We start from the raw sequence: 22,119 nt of genomic DNA on the forward strand, positions 1-22,119 counted from the left end.
GGTCCGACGTCAGTCGCCCCGGAGGCGGACGAAGGTCGCGGTGGGCGGGCGGCCGGTGAGGGTGAACTCGGCGCGCAGGGGGGCGGTCAGGGGGTGGACCGGGCCGTGCTCGGGGTCGGTGCCGGGCGGGCCGAGCAGGGGGCGGACGACCTCGGCGACCTCGCCGGACTGGACCGGGGTGAGCCGCGGGGCGGTCAGGAACACCCGGCCGTCGTCGAGCCGCAGGACCAGCGCGTGCGGGTGGTCGGCCGGGCCGGTGACGGCGCCGACGGTGGCGTCCAGGGTGTCGCCGCGGCGGAACTTGACCCAGACCCGGCCCGCGCCGCGCGGCCGGTACGCGGCGGCGGCGGCCTTGCAGACCAGGCCCTCCACCCCGGTGTCGGCGAGCCGCTCCATCCACTCCAGCGCCTCCGCCCGGTCCGTCGTGGCCATCACCGGCCGGATCGGCGGCGGGACGTCGGCGAGGGCGGCGAGCAGCAGCCGACGGCGGTCGGTGAGCGGCAGCCGGCGGACGTCGCGGCCGGGCAGCGCCAGCAGGTCGAAGGCGATCAGCCCGAGTGCCACCTCGGGGGCGGCGGCGCGGGCCCGGCGGGTGCGCAGCAGCTCGCCGAAGGCGAACCGGCCGCCGCGCCAGGCGACCAGCTCGGCGTCCAGCACCAGCCCCTCCGGCAGCCGGGCGACGGCGGCGGCGATCGGCGGGAACTCGGCGGCGAGGTCGCGGCCGCTGCGGGACTGGAGGTACGCGGGCCGCCCGCCCCGGGCGAAGGCGACGCAGCGGAAGCCGTCCAGCTTCAGTTCGTACTGCACGCCCCCGCCGCCCAGGCCGTCGGCGGGCGGGACGGCGGTCACGGCGGCCGGGCGCATCACCTCGACGGGCGGGTGCAGCACCTGGCGCACCGGCGGCGGCGCTCCGGCCGCCGAGGGCGCACCGGGCAGCGGCCGGGCCCGCTCCGGGTCCAGCAGCGGCGCGAGCAGGTCGCCGTGCGCGACCAGCCGGCCGGGCACCTCGGCGAGCGTGAAGACCAGGTCCCGCTCCTCGGCGGCCCGTTCCAGTTCCGCCCAGGCCAGCGGGGTGGAGACGGTCGGCAGCGGCCGGGCCCGCAGGGTGTACGGCGCCGCGGTGGTCTTCTTGGCGTTGTTCTGCGACCAGTCGACCAGCACCCGCCCCCGGCGCCGGGCCTTGGCCATGGTGTGCACCACCAGCTCCGGGTGCTCGGCCTCCAGGGCGGCCGCCAGCGCCTTCGCGTACCCGGAGACCCGGGTGCTCGGCGTGGGCTCGATCGGGACCAGCAGGTGCAGGCCCTTGGAGCCGGAGGTCTTCACCCAGGCCGCCAGACCGTCCGCAGCGAGCCGCTCCCGCAGCAGCAGGGCGACCGCGCGGCAGGTGAGCACGTCGGCGCCCTCGCCGGGATCGAGGTCCAGCACCAGCCGGTCGGCGAGGGCGGGCACGGCCGCGTGCCACTGCGGGACGTGCAGCTCCAGGCAGCCCAGGTTGGCGACCGCCAGCAGCGCCGCGCCGTCCTCCAGCACCACCTGCCGCAGCTCGCCGGTGTTGCTCGGCACGTCGACCGTGCGCACCCAGCCCGGGGTGCCGGGCGGCGGGTTCTTGGCGACGAACACCTCCGCCTCGACACCGTCCGGGCAGCGCAGGAAGGAGACCGGGCGGTCGCGCAGGTGCGGGAGCAGGGCGGTGTGTACGGCGGCGTAGTAGCGCAGCACCTCGCCCTTGGGCGTGCCGGTGCGCGGGTAGTACACCTTGTCGAGGTGGGAGAGGGCGAGGGTGCGCCCGTCCACCGTCATCTGCGGCACGCTCCGCCTCCGATGCCTCCGATGCCTCCAGCGCCTCCGGTGTCCCAGGTGCCTCCGCTGTCTCCGGCGCCTCCGGTGGGGTGCCCCCGCAGCCAGTCTGCCCCCGTTCGGCGGCGGCCGCCCCGAGGTCTCCCGGGGTCTGCCCTCAGACTCCCGTCGTCCGCCCGGCGGGCGGACGGGGCGCGCCCGGGTAGGTGCCGAAGTACCAGCGGTTGCCCTCCGGGTCGGCGGCGGCGAAGTCCCGCGAGCCGTAGTCGGTTTCGTACAGCCCGGTGGTGATCCGGGCCCCGGCGGCCACCGCACGGGCGTGCACGGCGTCCGGGTCGGCGGTGACCACGTACGCGGTGAAGCCGCCCGGCCGGCCCGGCCAGGACTCGGCGCCCTCGGGCGTCCCGCGCTCGGAGCCGAGCATCACGCCGCCGCCCTCGGGCCAGGCGAGTTCGGCGTGCGCGACGACGTCGCCCTCGCCGTAGGTGACGACCTCCTGGAAGCCGAAGGCCTCGACCAGGAAGCGGATCAGGGCCCGGGCGTCGGTGGCGCGCAGGCTGGGCCAGACCTGCGGGGCGGGGGTCTCGGTGGCGTCCATGGCTCACTCACTCCTCGGGAAGCGTGGGTCGTCGTGCCGGTCGTTCCGCCTCCCACTCTGCGGCCGCACCCGGCGCCCCGCCTCGGACGTTCCGGAACCGGTCTCCCCGGCCCGGGGTCGCGGGCGGGGGCGGGGTTGCTTATGGTGAGGGCGCGGTCACACCCGTTCCGCTCCGACGGCGGGAGCCCGGGAGCACCGCCGGGGGGATGCGGGGGGACCAGCGGGGGGAACCACCGACGAAGGAGTCCCCGTGACCACCACTGCCCGAGACATCATGCACACCGGCGCCCAGTGCGTCGGCGCCCACCAGACACTGGCCGAGGCCGCGCGGATGATGCGCGACAAGAACGTGGGCGCGCTGCCGATCTGCGGCGACGACCAGAAGCTGAAGGGCATCATCACCGACCGCGACATCGTGCTGCGATGTATCGCGGAGGGCAAGGACCCGGCCACCATGACGGCCATGGAGCTCTCCGGCCACCTGCACTGCGTGCGCGCCGAGGACAGCATGGAGGCGGTGCTGCGCAAGATGGAGCAGCACCAGATCCGGCGCATCCCGGTGATCGACGGGGACCGGCTGGTCGGCATGATCAGCGAGGCCGACCTGGCGATGGGGCACCGCGACGGCCAGCGGCTGACCGACCAGCAGATCATCGAGTTCATGGACAGCGTCTACATGAAGCAGTGACCGGCTGACACCCCGCGTGCCCCGTGCCTGCCCGCCCCCGTGACCGGCCGGTCCCCCGTACCGGCCGGGCCCTTCGAGCGTGCCGTGCGGGGCACCGGTTCGTCTTGTACAAATGCGCACCGTCGGCGGCCGCGCACTTTCGGAGACCACGCGCCGTGCGCAGGCGTGCGCTTCAGCCTCCGGCGTCCAGGAGGGTGCTGGTCACCCGCCCGGTGACCCGGTCGGTGACCCGGCCGGCGGGCTCGGGCAGGGCGGCGGCGGTGCGCCGGGACGCCAGGAACGCGCTCGGCGAGCGGCCGACCATGGCGCGGAAGGTCCGGTCGAGGTGGGACTGGTCGTAGTAGCCGCAGCGCGTGGCCAGGTCGGCGCCGGTGGTTCGCGCCCCGGTGGTTCGCGCCCCGGTGGGGCGGTTCCCGAAGGGGTGGTCCCCGGCGGTCCGCTCCTCGTGGGCGGTCAGGACGTGGAGGGTGTGCTGGAGCCGGAGGATGCCGGCCGCCTGCTTGGGGGCCAGCCCGAGGTGCTCGCGGAAGCGCAGCTCCAGCCTGCGGCGGCTCCAGCCGGTGCCCTCGACCAGGTCGCCGATCGGCACCAGTCCGTGGGTGTGCCGCAGCTGCCGCCAGACCCAGTGCACGGACGGGTCCCAGTCCGGCCCGTACGCGAACAGCGCACCGAAGTAGCCGTCCAGCATGGCGAACCGGGCCGGCCAGCTCGGGGCGTGGGCCAGCCGGTCGGTCAGCGCCCGCAGCCGCGGGCCCAGCACGTCCCCGGCCTCGGCCCAGTGCCCGCCGAGCTCGCCGGCCAGCGGACCGAACGCCCGGAAGGCGCCCTGCGGAGTGAGCGAGACGGCCAAACCGTGCAGCACGCCCGCGTGTTCGGCGATCGTCGCGGTGCGGCGCAGCCCGGCCGCGACCGAGCCGAAGGCGGTGGCGGGCTCGGGGGAGACGGCGTCGGTGAGGCTCATCGTGCCTTCGAAGGCGAGGGCCACGGTGACCACGTCCGTCGGCACCTCCAGCCGCCGGAGCGGCCGGCGCAGGGCCAGCCGGTAGCCGCGGTAGCCGAGGACGTACGGGCGCAGCGGCGCGGCGGGGGTGCCGAGGACCGTCCCGGGCGCGGTGGTGGGGAGGGTGCTCCGGGTCATCGCAACTCCCGTGCTCGGCCTGGCGGGTGACAGGTACCCGAACCATCGTAGGCGCCGTCGGGCGGCCTTTGGAGGGCGCGGACGGCGGTCGGTCGGCTTCGGGCGGCCCCGGCCGCCCGAGCGGCCGTCTCAGGGGCCGGAACCTCCTTTCCCACCAGTCGGGATGCGGGCACACTTGCGCCCATGGGAAAGCAGTACGAACGCATCGACGGCCGGCTGCGCGGTTTCATCGAGCGCCAGCCGGTCTACTTCGTCGCCACCGCCCCGCTGGCCGCCGACGGGCACGTCAACCTCTCGCCCAAGGGCCGCGCCGGGACGCTCGTGGTGATCGACGAACTCACCCTCGCCTATCTGGACTTCGGCGGCTCACAGGCCGAGACCGTCGCCCACCTGCGGGAGAACGGCCGGATCACCCTGATGTGGTGCGCCTTCGAGGGCCCGCCGACCGTGGTGCGGGTGCACGGGCGCGGTGAGCCGGTCTTCCGGGACGACCCGCGGTTCGCCGGACTGCTGCGCCACTTCGACCCGGCCGCGGACGGCTCCGGTCTGCGGGCGATCGTGCTGGTCGAGGCCGAGCGGGTCAGCGACTCCTGCGGGTACGCGGTGCCGTTCATGGACTACCGCGCCGACCGCGACCTGCACGCCCAGTACTTCGACCGCAAGGACGAGGAGGAGTTCGGCGCCTACTGCGAGCGCAAGCCGCTGGTCGGCACCAGCATCGACGGCCTGCCGGCCGTCCCGCTGCCGCTCCCGCCCCGGCCGTCCTGACCGGCACGGCTGCCCCGATCCTGCGGGCCCCGATCCCGCGGGCCCCGGGCACGACGAGGCCCCGGGCACGACGAGGCCGCCGCACCCCGGGGCGGGGTGCGGCGGCCTCGTGGCGTGCGGTCCTACTTGGTCAGACCGGCCTTGGCGGAGCAGACCGGCCAGGCGCCGGGGCCCTGGGCGGCGAGCACCTTCTCGCCGACGGCGATCTGCTGCGCCTTGGTGGCCTGGTGGGCCTGCGGGGCGTAGGCGGTGCCACCGAAGGCGGCCCAGGTGCTGGAGGTGAACTGCAGGCCGCCGTAGAAGCCGTTGCCGGAGTTGACGGCCCAGTTGCCGGTCGCCTCACAGGCGGCGACCTTGTCCCAGACCGTGGCCGGCGCGGCGGAGGCGCTGGTGGCCGCGACGAGGCCGGCCGCGGGCAGGGCGGTGAGCGCCCCGGCCATCAGAGCCATCCGGACGCGGTTGCGGCGCTTCGGGGTGGCGGTGGTGGCGGCAGCGGCGGTCTCGTTGCGGAAGGTCATGGAGTTCCTTTCGGAGGGTTCGCGAGCGCGCGGAACCAGACCCTCGGAAGGCCGTCGGTTTCGGGGACACGTCACTCGCGTGGTTCTGCACCGTCCTGCCCGGGGGCGGTTGGCCCGGCCGGAGCGGATCGCTCGGTGCAACGGGTTCGAAGTTACGGGGGCGGTCGTGGCGGTTTCAAGGATTCGAAGGTTTAGCCATGTCAGAGGGCTGTTACCGGGCGTAAGGATCAAGGAATTGTAGTGATTTCGCCAGATTTGCCCCTATTTCCAAGATCAAATAGGCCGGGGAAGTGGCCCGCACCACTCCGAACCCCCCACGGAACCGCTGTGAGGCCGCGCACACGGTCGACAGCGCGTGACGGTCGGCCAGCCGCCGGTGCCGGATTCGGGGCCCCGACCACCGCCCCGGGTGGCCCGGGCCACAGCCCTCACCCGGAGAGCCCGCCGCCGTCACTCCCGGTGGCGGGCATAGCCTCATTTCCATGAGCAACGAGAGCGATGCAGCGGACACGGCGGACGCGGGAGAGGCGGCCGCCGGTACGGGTGGGGCGGCGGACGCCGGCGCGCGGGGGGCCGCCGCGGCCGGGGCGCCGACCGGCCCCCCGGGGCACGAGGCCGCGGCCGCACCCGCCGGCTTCGAGCTGGGCACCGACGGTCCCGGCGTGATCCTGGCCGGCCTGGACGGCTCCGACTCCTCCTGGCGAGCCACCGCCTACGCCGCCGGACTGGCCCGCCGGCAGGGCGCCGTCCTCGCGGTGGCGTACATCCAGCCGATCCTCGGCGCCGCGACCGCCCTGGCCGGTGCCGCGGTGGAGGAGACCACCCAGGAGATCGCCGAGGAACTGCTGGCCGCGCTCCGCGAGGCCGAGCACCGGGTGCGCGAGGTGTGGAAGGTGGAGTGGCGCTTCCTGACCATGCGCGGCGACCCGTACGGCGGCCTCGCCAAGCTCGCGGACGAACTGCGCGCCGACGCCGTGGTGGTCGGCGTCTCCGAGCAGGCGGGGCACAAGGTGATCGGCTCGGTGGCCGTCCGGCTGGTCAAGGCCGGCCGCTGGCCGGTCACCGTCGTGCCGTAGGGTCTGTCGCCGCCCCGCAGGCGGGGGTTTGACGACAGACCCTCGGGGCGATCGCCCCGGCCCGCGGCCGGGCAGCCGCCCGAGGAGGGCCGGGGCGGCGGCCGGTAGGGTGCGTGACCATGACGGACACGCGGGGCACGCACCCCTCCGAGCCCGCCCACTCGACCGGCAACGACCTGCACCTCGACCTCCCCGCCACCGGGGGGCGGCGCGCCGCGCTGATGGCGGCGCTGCGTGAGGCGATCCGCAGCGGCAGACTGGCCCCCGGCACCCGGCTGCCGCCCTACCGCGCCCTCGCCACCGACCTCGGCCTGGCCCGCAACACCGCCGCCGAGGCCTACGCCGAACTCGTGGCCGAGGGCTGGCTGACCGCCCGCCAGGGCTCCGGGACCACGGTGGCCGAACGCGCCGAACCCGTCCCGCGCACCAGAGCCCGCCGGCCCGTCCGCCGCCCCGGCCCCACCCACGACCTGCGGCAGGGACAGCCCGACGCCGCCTCCTTTCCGCGCACCGCCTGGCTCGCCGCCGCCCGCCGGGCCCTCACCGGCGCCCCCAACGAGGCCTTCGGGCCCGGCGATCCCCAGGGCCGGCGCGAGCTGCGCACCGTCCTCGCCGACTACCTCGCCCGCGCGCGGGGGGTGCGCACCGACCCCGACCGGATCGTGGTCTGCTCCGGCTTCGCCCACGCGCTGCGGCTGCTCTTCGACGGCGCCGCACCCGTCCTGCCGCCCGCCGAGCACGGCCCGCTGGCCGTCGAGGCGTACGGACTGGGCTTCCACCGCGGGCTGCTGGCCGCCGCGGGCGTTGCCACCGTTCCGTTGTCGATCGACGAACTGGGTGCCCGGACGGGTGAGTTGGCCCGGTATCCGGAGATCCGGACGGCCCTGCTCACCCCCGCCCACCAGTTCCCGACCGGCGGCCCGCTGCACCCGGGCCGCCGCGCGGCCGTGGTCGACTGGGCACGCGGGCACGGCGGGCTGCTCCTGGAGGACGACTACGACGGGGAGTTCCGGTACGACCGCCAGCCGGTCGGCGCCCTTCAGGGGCTCGATCCCGAACGGGTGGTCTACCTCGGCAGTGCCAGCAAGAGCCTGACCCCCGCGCTGCGGCTCGGCTGGATGGTGCTGCCCGACCACCTGGTGGACCGGGTGCTCGCCGCCAAGGGCGAACGCGAGGGCTGGGCCAGCGCCCTGGACCAGCTCACCCTCGCCGATTTCATCGACTCCGGCGGCTACGACCGGCACGTGCGCCGGATGCGCCGCCGCTACCGGGACCGCCGCGACCAGCTGGTGGCCGCACTGGCCGCCCGCGCTCCGCACATCGAGGTCTCCGGCATCGCGGCCGGCCTGCACGCGGTGCTGCGGCTGGAGCCGGGCACCGAGCGCTCGGTGCTCAAGGCCGCCGCCTACCGGGGCCTGGCCGTCGAGGGGCTCGCCGACTACCGCCACCCGGCGATCGGCGAGGAGGCGATGCCCGCCGTCGACGGACTGGTGGTCGGCTACGCCACGCCGCCGGACCATGCCTACCCGGCGGCACTCGGCGCGCTCTGCGACATCCTGCCGCCCTGCGGGTGACGGGGCGGGGGAGGGGCGGCGAAGCATAGGGCCCCGGGCGCACCCGTGGGGGCGGAACGCGGGCGGCGGGTGCGCGGTGTCCGTCCGCCGCTCCTGCGTCGGTACGGACCGGGGCCGAGGAACGCAACCCCGGCGGAGGCGAGGCCTACGCTCCTTGGTCATGCGCAGAACACATCCGAGTCGCGCCGCGCTCGCCGCGTGTCCGGCCCTCGTCGTCGGTCTGCTCCTCGCCGCCGCCCCCGTCGCCCGGGCCGACACCCAGCTGCCCCTCACGGCCGTCTCCGACAAGCAGACGACCGTCCGGGGCGGCGAGTTCACGCTCTCCCTGACGCTCACCAACCCGTACGACACCCCGATCCAGTTCGTCTACCAGAGTGTCCAGGAGACCTACGCCACCAGTCTGGAGAACGGGCTCAAGTTCACCGCGACCGCCTGCGGCACCCAGACCAACGGGTGCAGCGACAACGTCCACGGTGGCATCGCCCGCTACAGCGTTCCGCTCGCCCCGGGCGCCAGCAGCGCCTTCACGGTGACGTACGCCGTCGCCCCGGATTCGGCCTGCGGTCCGAACACCCGGATCGACTTCTACTCCTACCTGTACTACGAGTACAACGGCGGAGAGACCAACAACTCGGGGATCATCGGCATCCCCGGTACCCAGGTCGCCTGCGCCTGACCCGGCGGGACCGTCGGCGTCATCGGCAGCCCGTCGCGGGCGCCCGGGCCTCCCGGTGCGGACCCCGCCCTTCGCGCCCCCCGTTCACCCGTCAGGTGCCGGCTTCCCCCGTGCCGGCACCTGACGGGCCCTTCGCGTTTCCGGAGTCCTCCACGTCCCCGGGACCGTCGCGTTGCCGGGGTGGTTCGCGCGCTCCGCGCCGACGCCGGGACGGTGCGCCGGGTTGACGTCCGGCGGTGGCCTCCGGGCCGTTCGACAGGGCCCGGGCCGGGGCTGGAAAGCCGTTGGCAGTACGGGGATCGCAGGGGCGAACGGATGTTCCCGGAGTTTATGTGACTGTGGGGGCGGACCGGGTGAGATTCACCCTATCGGGGGGTAGTGGGCCTCCGTGCGGGCCCGGTCGGGTCCTGGTGATCTAGGGTTCCGGATGGGCCGCCCGGAGACGGCGGCCGCCTTTCGCGCGAAACACCAACGCCCCCACCAGTAAGCGGATCTGATGATCCGTCATGGCATGCGCCAGGACGGGCCGGTATGCCCCTGGACGCGTGACCCGATCACAGGAATGGAGATCCCTGCCGATGACCGTGGACACGAGCCCGGAGGCAGTGCAGGCCAAGCAGCAGAGCCTCGCGACAGCCGCTGCCCGGAACCTTGCCACCACGACCAAGTCCGCACCGCAGATGCAGGAGATCACCTCCCGCTGGCTGCTCAAGGTGCTTCCCTGGGTCCAGGCGGCCGGTGGCGCCTACCGCGTCAACCGCCGGCTCACCTACGCCGTCGGCAACGGGGTGGTGGAGTTCATCAAGACCGGCTCCCAGGTCCGGGTGATCCCGGCGGAGCTGGGCGAGCTGGCGCTGCTGCGCGGCTACGAGGACGAGGACGTCCTCACCGCCCTGGCCGACCGCTGCCAGCAGCGGGACTTCGGCCCCGGCGAGGTGCTCGCCACCCAGGGGGACGCCGCCGACAAGATCTTCCTGATCGCGCACGGCAAGGTCAACAAGATCGGCACCGGCAAGTACGGCGACGACACCGTGGTCGGCGTGGCCGGCGACGGCGACCGCTTCGGCGAGGACGGGCTGCTGAACCCGGACGCCACCTGGGAGTTCACCGCCAAGACCGCCACCGCCGGTGTCGCCCTGACGCTGACCCGGGCGGACTTCGCCGCCATCCGGGACAACGCGCCCAGCCTCCAGGAGCACCTCCAGGCCTTCCTGGCCCTGCCGCTCCAGGCGCAGAACGAGCGCGGCGAGGCCGAGATCGCCATGTCGGCCGGCCACCGCGGCGAGTTCGAGCTGCCCGGCGCCTTCGTGGACTACGAGCTCAAGCCCCGTGAGTACGAGCTGAGCGTCGCGCAGACCGTCCTGAAGGTCCACACCCGCGTCGCGGACCTGTACAACCAGCCGATGAACCAGACCGAGCACCAGCTGCGGCTGACGATCGAGGCCCTGCGCGAGCGCCAGGAGCACGAGATCGTCAACAACCCGGAGTTCGGCCTGCTCAACAACGCCGACTTCGACCAGCGGATCCAGACCCACTCCGGCCCGCCCACCCCGGACGACCTGGACGAGCTGCTCAACCGTCGCCGTGACCCCGACTACCTGCTCGCCCACCCGCGGACCATCGCCGCGATCGGCCGGGAGTTCAACGCCCGTGGGCTGTACCCCACCCATGTCGACCTCGGCGGGCAGCAGGTGCCGGCCTGGCGCGGGGTGCCGATCCTGCCGTGCAACAAGATCCCGGTCACCAAGGAGAACACCAGCTCGATCCTGGTGATCCGTACCGGTGAGGACAACCAGGGCGTCATCGGCCTGCACCAGACCGGCATCCCGGACGAGTACCAGCCGTCGCTGTCGGTCCGCTTCATGGGCATCGACGAGAAGGCGATCATCTCGTACCTGGTCAGCGCCTACTACTCGACCGCCATCCTGGTGCCGGACGCGGTCGGCGTGCTGGAGAACGTGGAGATCGCGCACCGCCGCAGCTGAGCGCACGGAACAGCTTGCGCGGGCCGTAACCGGCCGACTCGAAGATCGTTTGACCTGATGACGGACGGCCCGCCCCCCGAAGGCGGGCCGTCCGCCTGACCATGTCTGATCACTTCTGGTCGTACCCGATGGAATGTCCGTCAGGAATACGACCGTATCTGATCTTTCTCCCCGTCTTGACCGTTCCGCCCATTCCCCTGAGGTCGGTCGGCCCGAGCCGTTCCGTCCTCCCCGGACGACCCGAGAGGTGTGTGGAGCCCATGCCCCAGCGTCGGCAGATCCGCCGGATACCGCCCGGCGGCGGTGGGGGCGCGGCGCCCGGGCGACGGGTGCGGCTGATCGGCGCGGCGGCCTGCGTGGTCGCGGTCTGCGCGCTGGTCGGCGGAGCGACCGCCTCCGGCGCGGGGCAGTCCGGCCGGCCCCCGCGCGGTCCGGCGGTGGACGTCTGCGTGTGCGACGAGACCGACGTGTCACTGTCGGTACGGCCGGGCGGGCAGGTGACCGTCGGCGTGGACGTGGACGTGGACGTCCAGGTCGGCGTCGCGCCGGGCGCCGGTGGTCCGGGGCACCACGGGCCCAGGCCGCCGCACGGGCACCACCCCTGCCACCCGCCCAAACCCAGCCCCAAGCCCACCTCGAAGCCCAGCCCGAAGCCGACTTCGAAGCCCACCGCGCCGCCCTTCTTCCTGCCGCCCACGACCGCGCTTCCCACCCCCTCGATGCCCTTCCCGTCGACGCCCTTCTCCTCGCCCCCGCGCCCGACGGGGTTGCGCAGCGAGCCCGGGCGGCCGGTCGAGGGGCAGGCCGGGCCCGGGCAGGTCGGGCCGGGGCACGGCGGTGACGACCACGACGACGACTGGTGGGGGGACGATTGGTGGGGGGACCACGGCTGGCACCACCACCATCACCACCCGCATCCCTGCCCCAGCCCGACGCCCACCCCCACCCCCACGCCGACGCGTACGCCGACCCCGACAGCCACGCTGACGCGTACGCCGACGCCCACGCCCACGCTCACCCCCACGCCCACACCGACGCGTACGCCGACCCCGACTCCCACGCTGACCCCGACGCCGTTGCCGACACCCACCCCGACGCCGTCGCCCACTCCCACGCCGTCGCCGAGCCCCACGCTGACTCCGAGCCCCACGCCGACGTCGCCGAGCCCGAGCCCGTCGCCGAGCCCCAGCCCGACTCCCAGCCCGAGTGCGACTCCGAGCCCGAGTCCATCGCCGAGTCCGAGCCCGAGCCCGAGTTCGACTCCCAGCCCGAGTCCGGCCCCCACGCCGTCACCGCCCGTGCCCACGCCGACCCCGTCGTCGCCCGGTCCGACTCCGGCCCCCACCCCGGCACCCGCGTCACCCGCGCCCCCGGCGTCGCCGGCCCCCGCACCGCCGTCGGTCCCCGCGCCGCCGCCCGCTCCGGCGCCGGCTCCGCCCGCCCCCGTGCCCGCTGTGCCCGTTCCGGCCCCCGTGGTCCCCGTGCCGGCGGCCCCGAGCCCGGCCGCGCCCAGCCCCGCGGCCTCGCCGAGCGCGGTGCGTCCGAGCCCGCTGTGGCCGACCCCGTCGGCGCGACCGGTGTTCCACGCCCCGGCGACGAAGCCCGCGCCCATGGTCCGGCGCCACCAGGGCATCTCGATGACCACCACGATGCTGATGATCATGGTCCCCGCCGTGATCGCGGCGGCTGCCCTGCGGCCGGGTCGCGGTGGCCGCGGACGCGGTGGCCGCTCGGGTCCGTCCTGACCGTCTCCCGGCGGTCCGCCGACCGGCTCCCGGCCGGTGGCGGCCCCGCCCCTGCCGCCCCGCCCCGGGCCCGGTCGGCCCGGGGCCGTCCCCCTGAACCTTTTCCTGTCCGTCACAAGCCAAGCCAGAGAAGGGAGTTCCCATGTCCGAGTGGGTGGCGTTGATCATCGCCATGGCGTCGGCCTGCGCCGTCGTCGTGGCGGTGGTGGTGCTCAGGCAGCGCCGACCGATCGAGGAGAGCACCGACGAGACCCCGGACGTCATCGAGTACATCACGATGATGATCGGGGTGGTCTACGCGATCGTCCTCGGTCTCGCCATCGCGGGTGTCTGGGAGGCGCGCGGCGCCGCACAGGACGACCTGTTCCGCGAGGCGCAGTCGCTGCGCGAGGTGAGCGACCGCGCGGTGATCTACCCGGTGGAGTTCCGGGACCAGGTCCGGGCCGACGTGGACGCCTACGTCTCGTACGTCGTGAACACCGAGTGGGACTACATGAAGGAGAACGGGGCGATCACCGAGAAGGGCGACCAGCTGCTCCAGAAGCTCCAGAACGACGTCGCCACCCGGGCGCCCGCCTCCGACCTGGAGTCGCAGTCCTACCAGCCGATCATGGACCGGGTCAGCGAGGCCTCGGAGGCCCGCAATTCGCGCGGGCAGAACGCCGGGCCGACGATGCCCGGGGTGGTCTGGCTCGGTCTGATCGGCGGTGCGGTGGTGACCGTCGGCATGCTGTTCGCGCTGCAGATCCGGCGCACGCCGCGGGAGTTGACCCTGGCGCTCTGCTTCAGCGTGCTGATCGCCTTCCTGCTGTTCATGATCTGGGACTTCGACAATCCGTTCTCCCGGAGCGTGTCGGTGACCACCCAGCCGTTCGAGGACCTCTTCCCCTCGCTCAACCTCGGCGGCTGAGCAGGCGGAATCCGCTCGGTGCCGGCTCGGTGTCGGCTCGGCCTCCGCCGGGATCCGGCCAGGTGATCTTCGGATAATCTGGCCCGGATCGTCGGGGGCCGGCCCCGGCGGAAGGAACAAGGGGATTCTCAGCAGTGTCCGACCCGACGCCGGATCTCGGTGCCCACTACCCGCCGGCCCGCCCGGAGCGCGCCTGGTTGTGGCTGCCCACCTCGGAACGGCTCCGGCGGAAGAAGCAGCGCCGGATGTGGGAGGAGTACCGGAAGCGCTACCGCCCGGACGACGAGGCCAAGGCCCGGCGGCGCAAGCACCTCCGGGACGAGGGTGCGGACTGCTGCCTCGACGGCTGCTGCGAGTTCGCCGACCCCTGCCTGATCGCCCTGATCCCGGTGATGATGGTCTCCGGCGTCCGGTTCGCCCTCACCGGCGCGCGCGGACGCCGGACGGCCGACCCGTCGGCCCCCGCCCCGCGCGGGTTCGCGGCCGGAGTGCTGTACGGCGCGGTGCGGCACTACCGCACCGAGGTCAGCCCCCGGCGTCCGGCCTGCTGCCCGTACACGCCGTCCTGCTCGACCTACGCGGTGCAGGCACTGCACCGGCACGGCGCGCTGCGCGGGGCCCGGCTGACGGCCGGACGACTGCTGCGCTGCCGCCCGGGCGCCGGCGGAACGGACCCGGTGCCGCCGCGCTGAGCCGCGCCGGCTCCCGGGCGGTCGGGGCCCGGAGGCACGGACGGCCCGCGCGGAGTTTCCGCGCGGGCCGCCGCTCATGCGCTCATGCGCTCATGCACTTTTGGCCGACGGAGCGTCAGCGCAGGCTGCTGTCCATCGAGTTGAGCATCGTGCCGGAGGCGTCGTCGTTCTCCAGGGAGAAGGCGAACAGCCCGCCCAGGCCCTTGCTCTTGGCGTAGGCCCCGCGCGCCTGGACGGCCTGCGGAGTGTCGCCGGTCCAGAAGTTGGTGCCGTCGTAGACCCAGCTGCTTTCGGTGACCGGGTCCCAGTGGGTCTGCGCCGCGGTCGGGTTGAGCTCCTTCCAGGCGGCCAGGCCGGCCTCCTGGCTCAGCGGCTTCTTCGCCGTCGGACCGGTCGCGCTCTGGTACAGGCCGTAGTTGGAGCCGGCCGGGACGCCGGTCCAGCCGCGCCAGTAGAACGGGATGCCCAGCACGATCTTGTTCGCCGGGAAGCCGCCGGGGATGCCGTACTCGGGCAGTCCGGTGGTGTACGCGGCGATCGTGGTGTCCACGTTGTACTTGCGGGTGCCCGGGGTGATCGGCGTGGTCGGGTCGGCCGGGCTGTCGTGCAGCGGGTCCTGGTGGTTGGTCGGGCCGGTGGCGTCCCACGCGCCGTGCATGTCGTAGGACATCACGTCGGCGTAGTCCAGGTAGGCGCCGATCTTGTCGGTCTCCAGCTGGGCGACCTTGTCCTGGCCGCTGGGCAGCGCGGCGGTCAGCAGGTACCGCTTGCCCTGGGCGGCGCCGAGGGTGTCCAGCTGGGTGCGGAACTCCTTGAGCAGCAGGGTGTAGTTCTGCTTGTCGGCCGCGGAGTAGTGGTTGCCGGTGTGGCCGCCGGCCGAGCCCGGGTACTCCCAGTCGAGGTCGACGCCGTCGAAGAGGCCCGCCGCCGAGGCCGGGCCGCCGGAGGCGTCACCGGCCACGCCGGTCGGCAGGTTCCCCTTGAGGAACATGTCGACGCAGGAGGAGACGAAGGCCTTGCGGGAGGAGTCGGTGGCCGCCGCGTCGGAGAAGTACTTGGAGTACGTCCAGCCGCCGATCGAGATGGTGAAGCGCAGGTTCGGGTACTTGGCCTTCAGCTGCCGGAGCTGGTTGAAGTTGCCCTTGAGCGGCTGCTCCCAGGTGTCGCTGCTGCCGTCCACACTGGTGCCGGCGCCGTAGTCGGCCTGGTAGTCGGCGTAGGCGTCGCCCGCGCCGTCACCGGCGTTCGGGTTGGACTCGTTGGCCGAGTCGGAGGCCTTCACCGCCTGGAAGCAGGTGAACTTCGTGGGGTCGATGTTGGCGAACGCGTAGTGGACGACGTCCAGCTTGGCCGCCGCGCCGCTGGTGTCGACGTTCTTCGCGTTGTACGCGTTCTCGTAGACGCCCCACTGGTCGAAGTAGGCCGAGCGGACCGGCTGCTGGGCCGGGGCGGCCGCGGTCGTGGTGCTCACGGGGGCGGACTGGGCGGAGGCGTGGCTGCCGGAGTAGCCCTGGACGCTGAAGGTGTAGCTCTTGCCCGGCAGCAGCGAGCTGACCGCGACGGAGGTGCCCATCGAGGTGGCGACGAGCTGGCCGTTGGACCACACCTTGTAGGCGACGGCGCCGTCACCGCTGGTGAGGGTGGAGGGCTGCCAGGTGAGCACCACGGCGTTGGACGTCGTCCTGGTGACCGCGAAGCCGGTCGGGGTGGTGACCTTGCCGTCCCCGGCCGGGCCGCTCGCGGTGGCCGTCGGGGTCGGGGTGGTGGTCGTGGGGGTGCCGGTCGGGCTGTTGGTCGCCGTCGGGCTGCCGGTGGCGGTGGGGCTGCCGGTCGCCGTGGGGCTCGCGGTCGCGGTCGGGCTGGCCGTGGCGGTCGGACTGGCGGTGGCCGTGGGGCTGGCGGTCGCGGTGGGCCCGGCCGGGCCGGTCAGGGTGAGGTCGTCCGCGTAGTACGTGCCGGTGCCGTACCAGCCGTGGGTGAAGACCGCGACGGAGGTCGTGGTGGCACCGGTGGTGAAGGTGGTGCTCAGCTGGTTCCAGCCGGTCCCGCCCGGCGTCCAGGCCGAGGAGTTGACGCCGGTGCCGGTGGCACCCAGGTAGACGTAGCTGCCCTGGACCCAGCCGGCCAGGGTGTACGTGGTGTTCGGCTGGACGGCGACGGTCTGCTGGCACTGCGCGGTGTCGGCGGCCGAGGCGGCGCCGCTGAGCGCGCGGCTCCCGCCGTGCACCGGGGTGGTGACGACGGACCCGTTGGAGCAGGTCCAGCCGGCCAGGGTGCCGGTCTCGAAGTCGCCGTTGGCCAGCAGGTTGACCGGGGCGGCCGAGGCGGAGCCGAAGGTCAGGGCGATGGCGGCGCCGCTGGTGGTCAGGGTGGCGGCCAGGGCCAGCGCGGTGGCCCGTCTGCGCTGGGCGGCCCGGCGGCCGGCACGCTCCCCGGCGGGGTTGGCGGGCCGTGCGGGCATGACGCGATCGTGCATGCGGTGGGTCCTCCGGATGTGTGGGGGTTCCGGCGGTGCGGTGGCCCGGACGGGCCGAGGGGAGCCGGCCCGGGCGCGGTGGGGGCGCGCGGGCTGGTGACACGTGCTGACGAGCGGTGCGCGGACACGACGGGCGGCCGGCCCGTGCACGTCACGACTGAACAGATTGGACTGGACCAATATTCGCCGTCAAGGGTGTCCGCCCGCTGGACCGCCTCCGGCCCCGGCGGCGGCGGCCCCGGACAGCGGCGGTGGCGGCTCCGGACAGCGGCGGCCGGGGTGGCGCGGGCCCGGTAGGTTGGCCGGTACGAGCAGGCCCGTCGAACGCAGGAGGCGCGATGGACAGCCAGGACTGGGACGACCGCTACGCCGCGAGCGAGCTGGTGTGGGGCGCGGCGCCCAATCAGTGGGTGGTCCGTGAACTGACCGGCCGCACCCCCGGCCACGCCCTCGACCTCGCCGCCGGAGAGGGCCGCAACGCCATCTGGCTGGCCGCCCAGGGCTGGGAGGTCACCGGACTGGACTTCTCCGCCGTCGCCCTGGAGCGCGCCGAACGGCTCACCGCCGACCTGCCCGACGAGGTCGCCGACCGGCTCACCTGGCGCCACGGCGACGCCCGCGCCTTCGATGCCCCCGCCGCCGGCTACGACCTCGTCCTGGTCGCCTACCTCCAGATCCCGGCCTCGGGCCGCCGGGCCGCGCTGCGCCGCGCCGCCGACGCGCTCGCCCCCGGCGGCACCCTGCTCGTCATCGGGCACGACCTGAGCAACCTCACCGAGGGCGTCGGCGGCCCGCAGGATCCGGCCGTGCTCTTCACCCCCGAGGACGTCCTGGCCGACCTCGCCGACCGCGGGCTGCGCCCCGTCCGGGCCGAGCGGGTGCACCGCACGGTCGGCGGCGAGCCCGGGCACAAGGGCGGTGGGGCCGGCGCGGGCGGACGGGTCGCGGTGGACGCGCTGGTGCGGCTGGAGCGCGGCGCCGGGTGACGCCCGACCGCGGGCCCGTGGGAGACCGGCGACACCTGCCGTCCGGCGGAGCCCGGTCCGCCCGGCGGCGTACGACGACTGACGAAGCGTCAACTAGCGTGTGAGGCATGAGGAATCGCGTGCTTCCGGCGGCCGTGGCCGCCGCCGCGCTGCTGCTGACCGGTTGCGGCGGTACGGGTCCGGGCTCCGGCTCCGCCGACGAGGAGCGGCCGGGGCCCGGGCCGGCCGGCGCCTCGCCGACCGGCCCACCGTCGGCCGCCGCGCCGTCGGCCGCCGCGCCCTCGGACAGTGCGCCCCCGGCCGGTGCCGAGCGCCGCGCCGACGGCGCCCAGCTGCTCTACCGCGCCGGGGGCGGCCGCAGCGCGCAGAACCCGGCCTTCGCCCCGGACGGCCGCTCCGTCCTGCTGACCGAGTTCAGCGGGGGCTACAACAAGGGCGACGCCGCCCTCGGCGTCCTGCCGCTGGACGGCGGCGCCCCGCGCACGGTGCTGGCGGACCCCGACCGGGCGGCCGTCAACCTCCCGGGCGCCAGCTGGAACGCCGCTGCAGATGCCTTCGCCTTCGCCACCGACCGGGAGTCCGGGCACGACGAGATCTGGCTGATGCGGCCGGGCGGCGCCCCCGAACGGGTGACCGGGCACGCCGACGGCAGCGGCTACAGCGAGCCGAGCTTCTCCCCGGACGGCGAGTGGATCGTCTTCCAGCAGAGCCGGGAGCCGGAGCACGCCGCCGTGCCGGGCGGCGCGGCCGAACAACAGGACTCGCTCTGGAAGGTCCGCCGCGGCGGCGGCGCTCCCGTCCTGCTGGTGGACGGCCGGGGCACCGGCACCGACAACCGGCAGCCGAACTGGTCCCCGACGGGCGACCGGATCGTCTTCCAGCGGCGGAGTGCGGGCCGCGAGGACTGGTCGCTGTGGACGGTGGACCCGGACGGCGGCGGACTGCGGCGGGTCACCGGGGCGCCGGGCGAGCACACCGACCCGAGCTGGTCCCCGGACGGCCGCTACCTGGTCTTCTCCTCCACCCTGGGCGACCTGCCGAACGCCCAGGTCTTCGTGCTGGAGGCGGCCGGCGGCACTCCCGTCCGGGTGACCCGCGACGACGGCGCCTACGACGGCGCGCCGAGCTGGTCCCCGGACGGGCGGTGGATCGCCTTCGAGTCCGCCCCGGGCGGCGAGGCCGGCCCCGCCGCCCTCTGGCGCATCCCGGCGCCGGTTCGCTAGACGGCCTGGCCGACGGTGATCGTCACCACCGAGTACTGCGCGACGGTCAGCGGCACGCTGACCGTCCCGCCGGTGACGGTGTACGGGACGGCCTTGGGCGCCGGGTCGGTGCCGTCCGGACTCGCGACGGTGACGGCGGAGACGCTCGCCCCGGCCGGGAGGGCCCAGGAGAGCGTGCAGTTGGCGGGCGCGCTGCGGAACGCCGCCGGGGTGTCGCCGAAGTTGGTGAAGTTCACCAAGTGGACGACGGTGTCGCTGCCGAGCCGTCGGGCGTCCAGGAAGATCCGGCGGTCCCCGGCGAGGGTGACCTCCGGCGGGGCGGACTGGCGGACGGCGGTGAGCAGTTGGTCCGCCGAGGCCTGGTCGGTCTTGGTCAGGTAGCTCAGCCCGGGCAGCGCCTTGACGTACCAGCAGCTGCCGCTGCCGTAGGAGTTCTGCCGGGTGGCGGGCAGCGGGTCGGCCCTGCGCAGGCCGAGCACGTCGGATAGTGCGAACTCGGTGCGCTGGCCGCCCAGTTCGTCGAGCGCGGTGGGCGCCGGACCGGTGATCACGATCGTCCCGCCGGCCGCGACGAACCCGCGCAGCAGCGCCGCCTCGGAGTCCGAGACCGCCTGGAGGTTGGGCAGCAGCAGGACCTTGAACCGGGCCAGGTCGTCGGCGGTCAGGCCGGGGCTGGGCACCGTGTCGAACGGGACGTGGGCGTAGACCAGCGCCTTGACGGTGCCCCGGAACTCGCCGAGCCAGGGCAGCGAGGCGCAGCTCATCCCCGGGTCGTCGCCGCCCCACCAGTCGGCGATCCCGGCCGGGGCCGTGGCGTTGACGTACATCCCGTTGCCCTCGCCGGGGGACACGTAGTCCCGGGACGGCGCGGAGTGGTAGACGCCGACCCGCGCGATCGACACCGGGTCGTAGAGCCTGGTCTGGTTGGTGCGCACGAAGCGGTACATCCGGGTGCGCATCGCGGCGTCCACGGTGTCGTTCTTGAACGGGGTCTTCACCTCGTACGGGTTGCAGCCGGCCGCGATCAGCTGGGACATCACCAGCGAGGCGTCGTCGGCCTGCCAGCCGTAGGAGAACGCCCAGGCCGGCTTGGTGCCGCTGGCGGCGCGGGCGTACTTGTACATGGAGATCAGGCAGACCCAGTCGGCGGCGGTGGCGTGCCGCATGCCGTCGTAGTTGCCGAGGATGTCCACCTCCCAGACCTGGCTGACGGCGCCGGGGGCCTGGCGCAGGTAGCCGCCGTCCAGGCCGATCGAGGTGGCGTAGCGGTAGTCCATCGACACGGTCTCGACGAAGGTGACCAGGTCGGGGTTGACCGAGCGGCCGGCGTCGGCGATGTCCAGCTGGAAGCGGAGCAGGTTGCGGTGGCGCCACTCGACGTAGCGGCGGAAGACCGGGTCGGCGAAGTTCGCGGCCTTGGGCAGGGCGAGGCCGGTGTCGGCCTTGAACGCGGCCGCGCCCCAGGTGGAGGCGTCGCACCAGGAGAGCACGCCGTCGAAGTAGATCGGGACGTCCGGCCAGATGCCGTCCACGCCGGTCGCGGCCACGCCCTTGATCCGGTTGAGGTAGTAGTCCCGCCAGGGCGAGTTGGGGCTGAGCCAGACGCTCTCGTCGCCCGGGTCGACCCAGACCACCACGCTGCCGTAGAACACGTTGGGCTTGCCGGCGAGGTCGCGCTGGACCCAGTTCTTGCCCTGGTCGTTCTTGTAGAAGGAGCGGCCCTTCTCCCCGCCGGGGGAGATCAGTTCCAGCGACGGGTAGTACATGACGACCTTGAGGCCCGCCGCGTGGGCCAGGCCGGTGAACTGCTTCACCTCGGCCATGTGGGCGGCGAACTGGGCGTCGGTGAGCCAGTCGGAGAGCAGGGTGTCCAGCTCGATGACGCTGACCTCCTGCGCCTTGAGGGCGTCCACGGCGCTCTGCATGTCGGCGGGCTCGTTGAAGGTGCCGTCGGCGATGCGGGCGTAGCGGGTCCAGTCCGGCCAGGTCTGTGGGGCGGTTCCGGCGCGCAGCCCGGCGTGGGAGGACGGCCAGAGACCGTCGTACTGCGCCGTGCCGAATTCGTGGTCCCGTGCCGGGGCGGCCCAGGCCGTGCCGCCGGGCAGCAGCCGGACGGTGGCCAGCGCGCCGCCGGCGCCGAGGCCGGCCCGGAGCAGCCGGCGCCGGCCGAGGCGGGATCCCTCCGGTGGCCGCGGTGTCGCGTGCTGTTCGGTTTCGTCGTGCCGTTCGGTTCCTTCGTGCTGCTCGGGCATGGTGGTCCCCCCAGCGAGAGCGGGCGGCGCGCTTCGGCACGGCCCGGGAACGGTCGTGAGCACTGCGAGTCGTGGGTACTTCTCCGTCGTGGGCACGGTGGGGCGTGGGCACCGCGATCGGCGCGTGGACGGCGCGTCGGTGCTGCCGGGCGCCGTCCCGGGGCCGACCCTAGACCGTGTGCCGCCCCGGCCGTCCGGTCGCGGTCCACGGCTACGCCAGACGTCGGACCGCCGGTTCCCTCAGTGTGCGGACCGTTGTCGGGGTGAGGTCCGGGGGAGTACGGGGTACAGGTGCTCGCAGGGCACCGTCGATGATCATAAATTCTCTACAGTGCTGTAGATTCGCGGCACGGACGGTGGCAGAACGGAGGAGGACGCGATGAGCGTTTCGCTGGCCAAGGGGCAGAAGATCAGCCTGGAGAAGCCGGGGGGTGGGCAGCTGAGCCTGGTCCGGATGGGCCTCGGCTGGAAGGCGGCGGAGCGCAAGGGCTTCCTCGCCAAGCTGCTCGCCGCCGGCCGGGAGATCGACCTGGACGCCTCGGCGGTGCTGTTCGCCCAGGGGCGGCCGGTGGACGTGGTGTTCTTCCAACACCTCAACAGCAACGACGGTTCGGTCCGGCACAGCGGGGACAACCTGGTCGGCGGCGCGGGTGACGCGACCGACGACGAGTCGATCACGGTCAACCTGACCACCGTCTCCGCCGAGGTCGACCAGATCGTCTTCACCGTCAACTCCTTCACCGGGCAGACCTTCCAGGAGGTCGAGGCGGCGTTCTGCCGGCTCGTGGACGAGACCACCGGTGTCGAGCTGGCGCGCTACACGCTCACCGGCGGAGGCCCGTACACCGCGCAGATCATGGCGAAGGTGCAGCGCACGGAGACCGGCTGGCAGATGGCCGCGATCGGCCAGCCGGCCAGTGGGCGGACCTTCCAGGACCTGATGCCGGAGCTGGTCAAGCACCTCTGATCGCCCGTGGCGGGTTCCGGCTCCCCGGCGTTCCGGCGTCCTGACGTCCT

The 22,119-nt window shown here is 74.0% G+C and carries 18 protein-coding genes and 1 pseudogene; 11 read left to right on the plus strand and 8 right to left on the minus strand.

Going from position 1 to position 22,119, the window contains the following annotated elements:
- Positions 1–9: 9 nt before the first annotated feature.
- The 3 genes and pseudogenes from ACFVUY_RS24240 to ACFVUY_RS24250 form a co-directional block, all read right to left on the minus strand.
- Entirely contained in the window at positions 10–864 is an 855-nt protein-coding gene (locus tag ACFVUY_RS24240; protein WP_387733349.1) for a DNA ligase, read from the minus strand.
- Between the two features lie 66 nt (positions 865–930).
- A pseudogene (gene ligD / locus ACFVUY_RS24245) lies at positions 931–1,800 on the minus strand (non-homologous end-joining DNA ligase); the annotation flags it as partial.
- 154 nt (positions 1,801–1,954) lie between these two features.
- Positions 1,955–2,395, minus strand: a complete 441-nt coding sequence (locus ACFVUY_RS24250) for a VOC family protein (protein ID WP_387733136.1) — start codon at positions 2,393–2,395, stop codon at positions 1,955–1,957.
- Between the two features lie 274 nt (positions 2,396–2,669).
- On the opposite strand from ACFVUY_RS24250, the gene ACFVUY_RS24255 reads away from it, so the two are divergent.
- Complete coding sequence (locus tag ACFVUY_RS24255; RefSeq protein ID WP_380549250.1) at positions 2,670–3,083, plus strand: CBS domain-containing protein; 414 nt, start codon at positions 2,670–2,672, stop codon at positions 3,081–3,083.
- A 172-nt stretch (positions 3,084–3,255) separates the two neighbouring features.
- On the opposite strand, the gene ACFVUY_RS24260 is transcribed toward ACFVUY_RS24255, so the two are convergent.
- Positions 3,256–4,221 carry an AraC family transcriptional regulator gene (locus ACFVUY_RS24260; protein WP_387733138.1) on the minus strand — a complete coding sequence of 322 codons (966 nt, stop codon included), beginning with the start codon at positions 4,219–4,221 and terminating at the stop codon, positions 3,256–3,258.
- Between the two features lie 183 nt (positions 4,222–4,404).
- On the opposite strand from ACFVUY_RS24260, the gene ACFVUY_RS24265 reads away from it, so the two are divergent.
- Entirely contained in the window at positions 4,405–4,989 is a 585-nt protein-coding gene (locus ACFVUY_RS24265; RefSeq protein WP_380549213.1) for a pyridoxamine 5'-phosphate oxidase family protein, read from the plus strand.
- 122 nt (positions 4,990–5,111) lie between these two features.
- Here ACFVUY_RS24265 and ACFVUY_RS24270 read toward each other — a convergent pair whose 3' ends face one another.
- The gene (locus tag ACFVUY_RS24270) at positions 5,112–5,507 is read right to left on the minus strand and encodes a transglycosylase family protein (protein ID WP_387694680.1); all 396 of its coding nucleotides are present in this window, start codon (positions 5,505–5,507) and stop codon (positions 5,112–5,114) included.
- 482 nt (positions 5,508–5,989) lie between these two features.
- Between ACFVUY_RS24270 and ACFVUY_RS24275 the strand changes: the two genes are divergently transcribed.
- The 4 genes from ACFVUY_RS24275 (at position 5,990) to ACFVUY_RS24290 (ending at position 10,818) form a co-directional block, all read left to right on the plus strand.
- Entirely contained in the window at positions 5,990–6,583 is a 594-nt protein-coding gene (locus tag ACFVUY_RS24275; protein ID WP_380549216.1) for a universal stress protein, read from the plus strand.
- A 119-nt stretch (positions 6,584–6,702) separates the two neighbouring features.
- Complete coding sequence (locus tag ACFVUY_RS24280; protein ID WP_387733141.1) at positions 6,703–8,157, plus strand: PLP-dependent aminotransferase family protein; 1,455 nt, start codon at positions 6,703–6,705, stop codon at positions 8,155–8,157.
- Between the two features lie 160 nt (positions 8,158–8,317).
- Positions 8,318–8,833, plus strand: a complete 516-nt coding sequence (locus ACFVUY_RS24285) for a hypothetical protein (protein WP_387694682.1) — start codon at positions 8,318–8,320, stop codon at positions 8,831–8,833.
- Positions 8,834–9,411: 578 nt separating this feature from the next.
- Positions 9,412–10,818, plus strand: coding sequence for a family 2B encapsulin nanocompartment shell protein (locus ACFVUY_RS24290; RefSeq protein ID WP_387694683.1), 1,407 nt, complete (start codon positions 9,412–9,414; stop codon positions 10,816–10,818).
- Positions 10,819–11,722: 904 nt separating this feature from the next.
- On the opposite strand, the gene ACFVUY_RS24295 is transcribed toward ACFVUY_RS24290, so the two are convergent.
- Complete coding sequence (locus ACFVUY_RS24295) at positions 11,723–12,481, minus strand: hypothetical protein (RefSeq protein ID WP_387733144.1); 759 nt, start codon at positions 12,479–12,481, stop codon at positions 11,723–11,725.
- Between the two features lie 224 nt (positions 12,482–12,705).
- On the opposite strand from ACFVUY_RS24295, the gene ACFVUY_RS24300 reads away from it, so the two are divergent.
- On the plus strand, positions 12,706–13,473 hold the full coding sequence (locus ACFVUY_RS24300; RefSeq protein ID WP_359902690.1) for a hypothetical protein: 768 nt from the start codon (positions 12,706–12,708) through the stop codon (positions 13,471–13,473).
- A 134-nt stretch (positions 13,474–13,607) separates the two neighbouring features.
- Positions 13,608–14,165: a membrane protein insertion efficiency factor YidD gene (gene yidD / locus ACFVUY_RS24305; RefSeq protein ID WP_387733147.1), complete on the plus strand. Its 558-nt coding sequence runs from the start codon at positions 13,608–13,610 to the stop codon at positions 14,163–14,165.
- Between the two features lie 115 nt (positions 14,166–14,280).
- Here yidD and ACFVUY_RS24310 read toward each other — a convergent pair whose 3' ends face one another.
- Positions 14,281–16,641, minus strand: a complete 2,361-nt coding sequence (locus ACFVUY_RS24310) for a glycosyl hydrolase family 18 protein (protein WP_387733150.1) — start codon at positions 16,639–16,641, stop codon at positions 14,281–14,283.
- Between the two features lie 338 nt (positions 16,642–16,979).
- Here ACFVUY_RS24310 and ACFVUY_RS24315 point away from each other — a divergent pair, with 338 nt between their 5' ends.
- Both ACFVUY_RS24315 and ACFVUY_RS24320 read left to right on the plus strand, forming a co-directional pair.
- A complete protein-coding gene (locus ACFVUY_RS24315) occupies positions 16,980–17,627 on the plus strand; it encodes a class I SAM-dependent methyltransferase (protein WP_387694687.1) in 648 nt (215 codons plus the stop codon).
- 107 nt (positions 17,628–17,734) lie between these two features.
- Positions 17,735–18,850, plus strand: coding sequence for a hypothetical protein (locus ACFVUY_RS24320; RefSeq protein ID WP_387733153.1), 1,116 nt, complete (start codon positions 17,735–17,737; stop codon positions 18,848–18,850).
- Here ACFVUY_RS24320 and ACFVUY_RS24325 read toward each other — a convergent pair.
- On the minus strand, positions 18,847–21,102 hold the full coding sequence (locus ACFVUY_RS24325; protein ID WP_387733156.1) for a hypothetical protein: 2,256 nt from the start codon (positions 21,100–21,102) through the stop codon (positions 18,847–18,849). The two genes, ACFVUY_RS24320 and ACFVUY_RS24325, sit on opposite strands and share 4 nt — an antisense overlap.
- A 379-nt stretch (positions 21,103–21,481) precedes the next feature.
- Between ACFVUY_RS24325 and ACFVUY_RS24330 the strand changes: the two genes are divergently transcribed.
- Complete coding sequence (locus ACFVUY_RS24330) at positions 21,482–22,069, plus strand: TerD family protein (RefSeq protein ID WP_359902675.1); 588 nt, start codon at positions 21,482–21,484, stop codon at positions 22,067–22,069.
- Positions 22,070–22,119 lie beyond the last annotated feature (50 nt).

This window comes from Kitasatospora sp. NPDC058063 (assembly GCF_042885395.1).
GTDB classification, from domain to species: domain Bacteria; phylum Actinomycetota; class Actinomycetes; order Streptomycetales; family Streptomycetaceae; genus Kitasatospora; species Kitasatospora lactacystinica.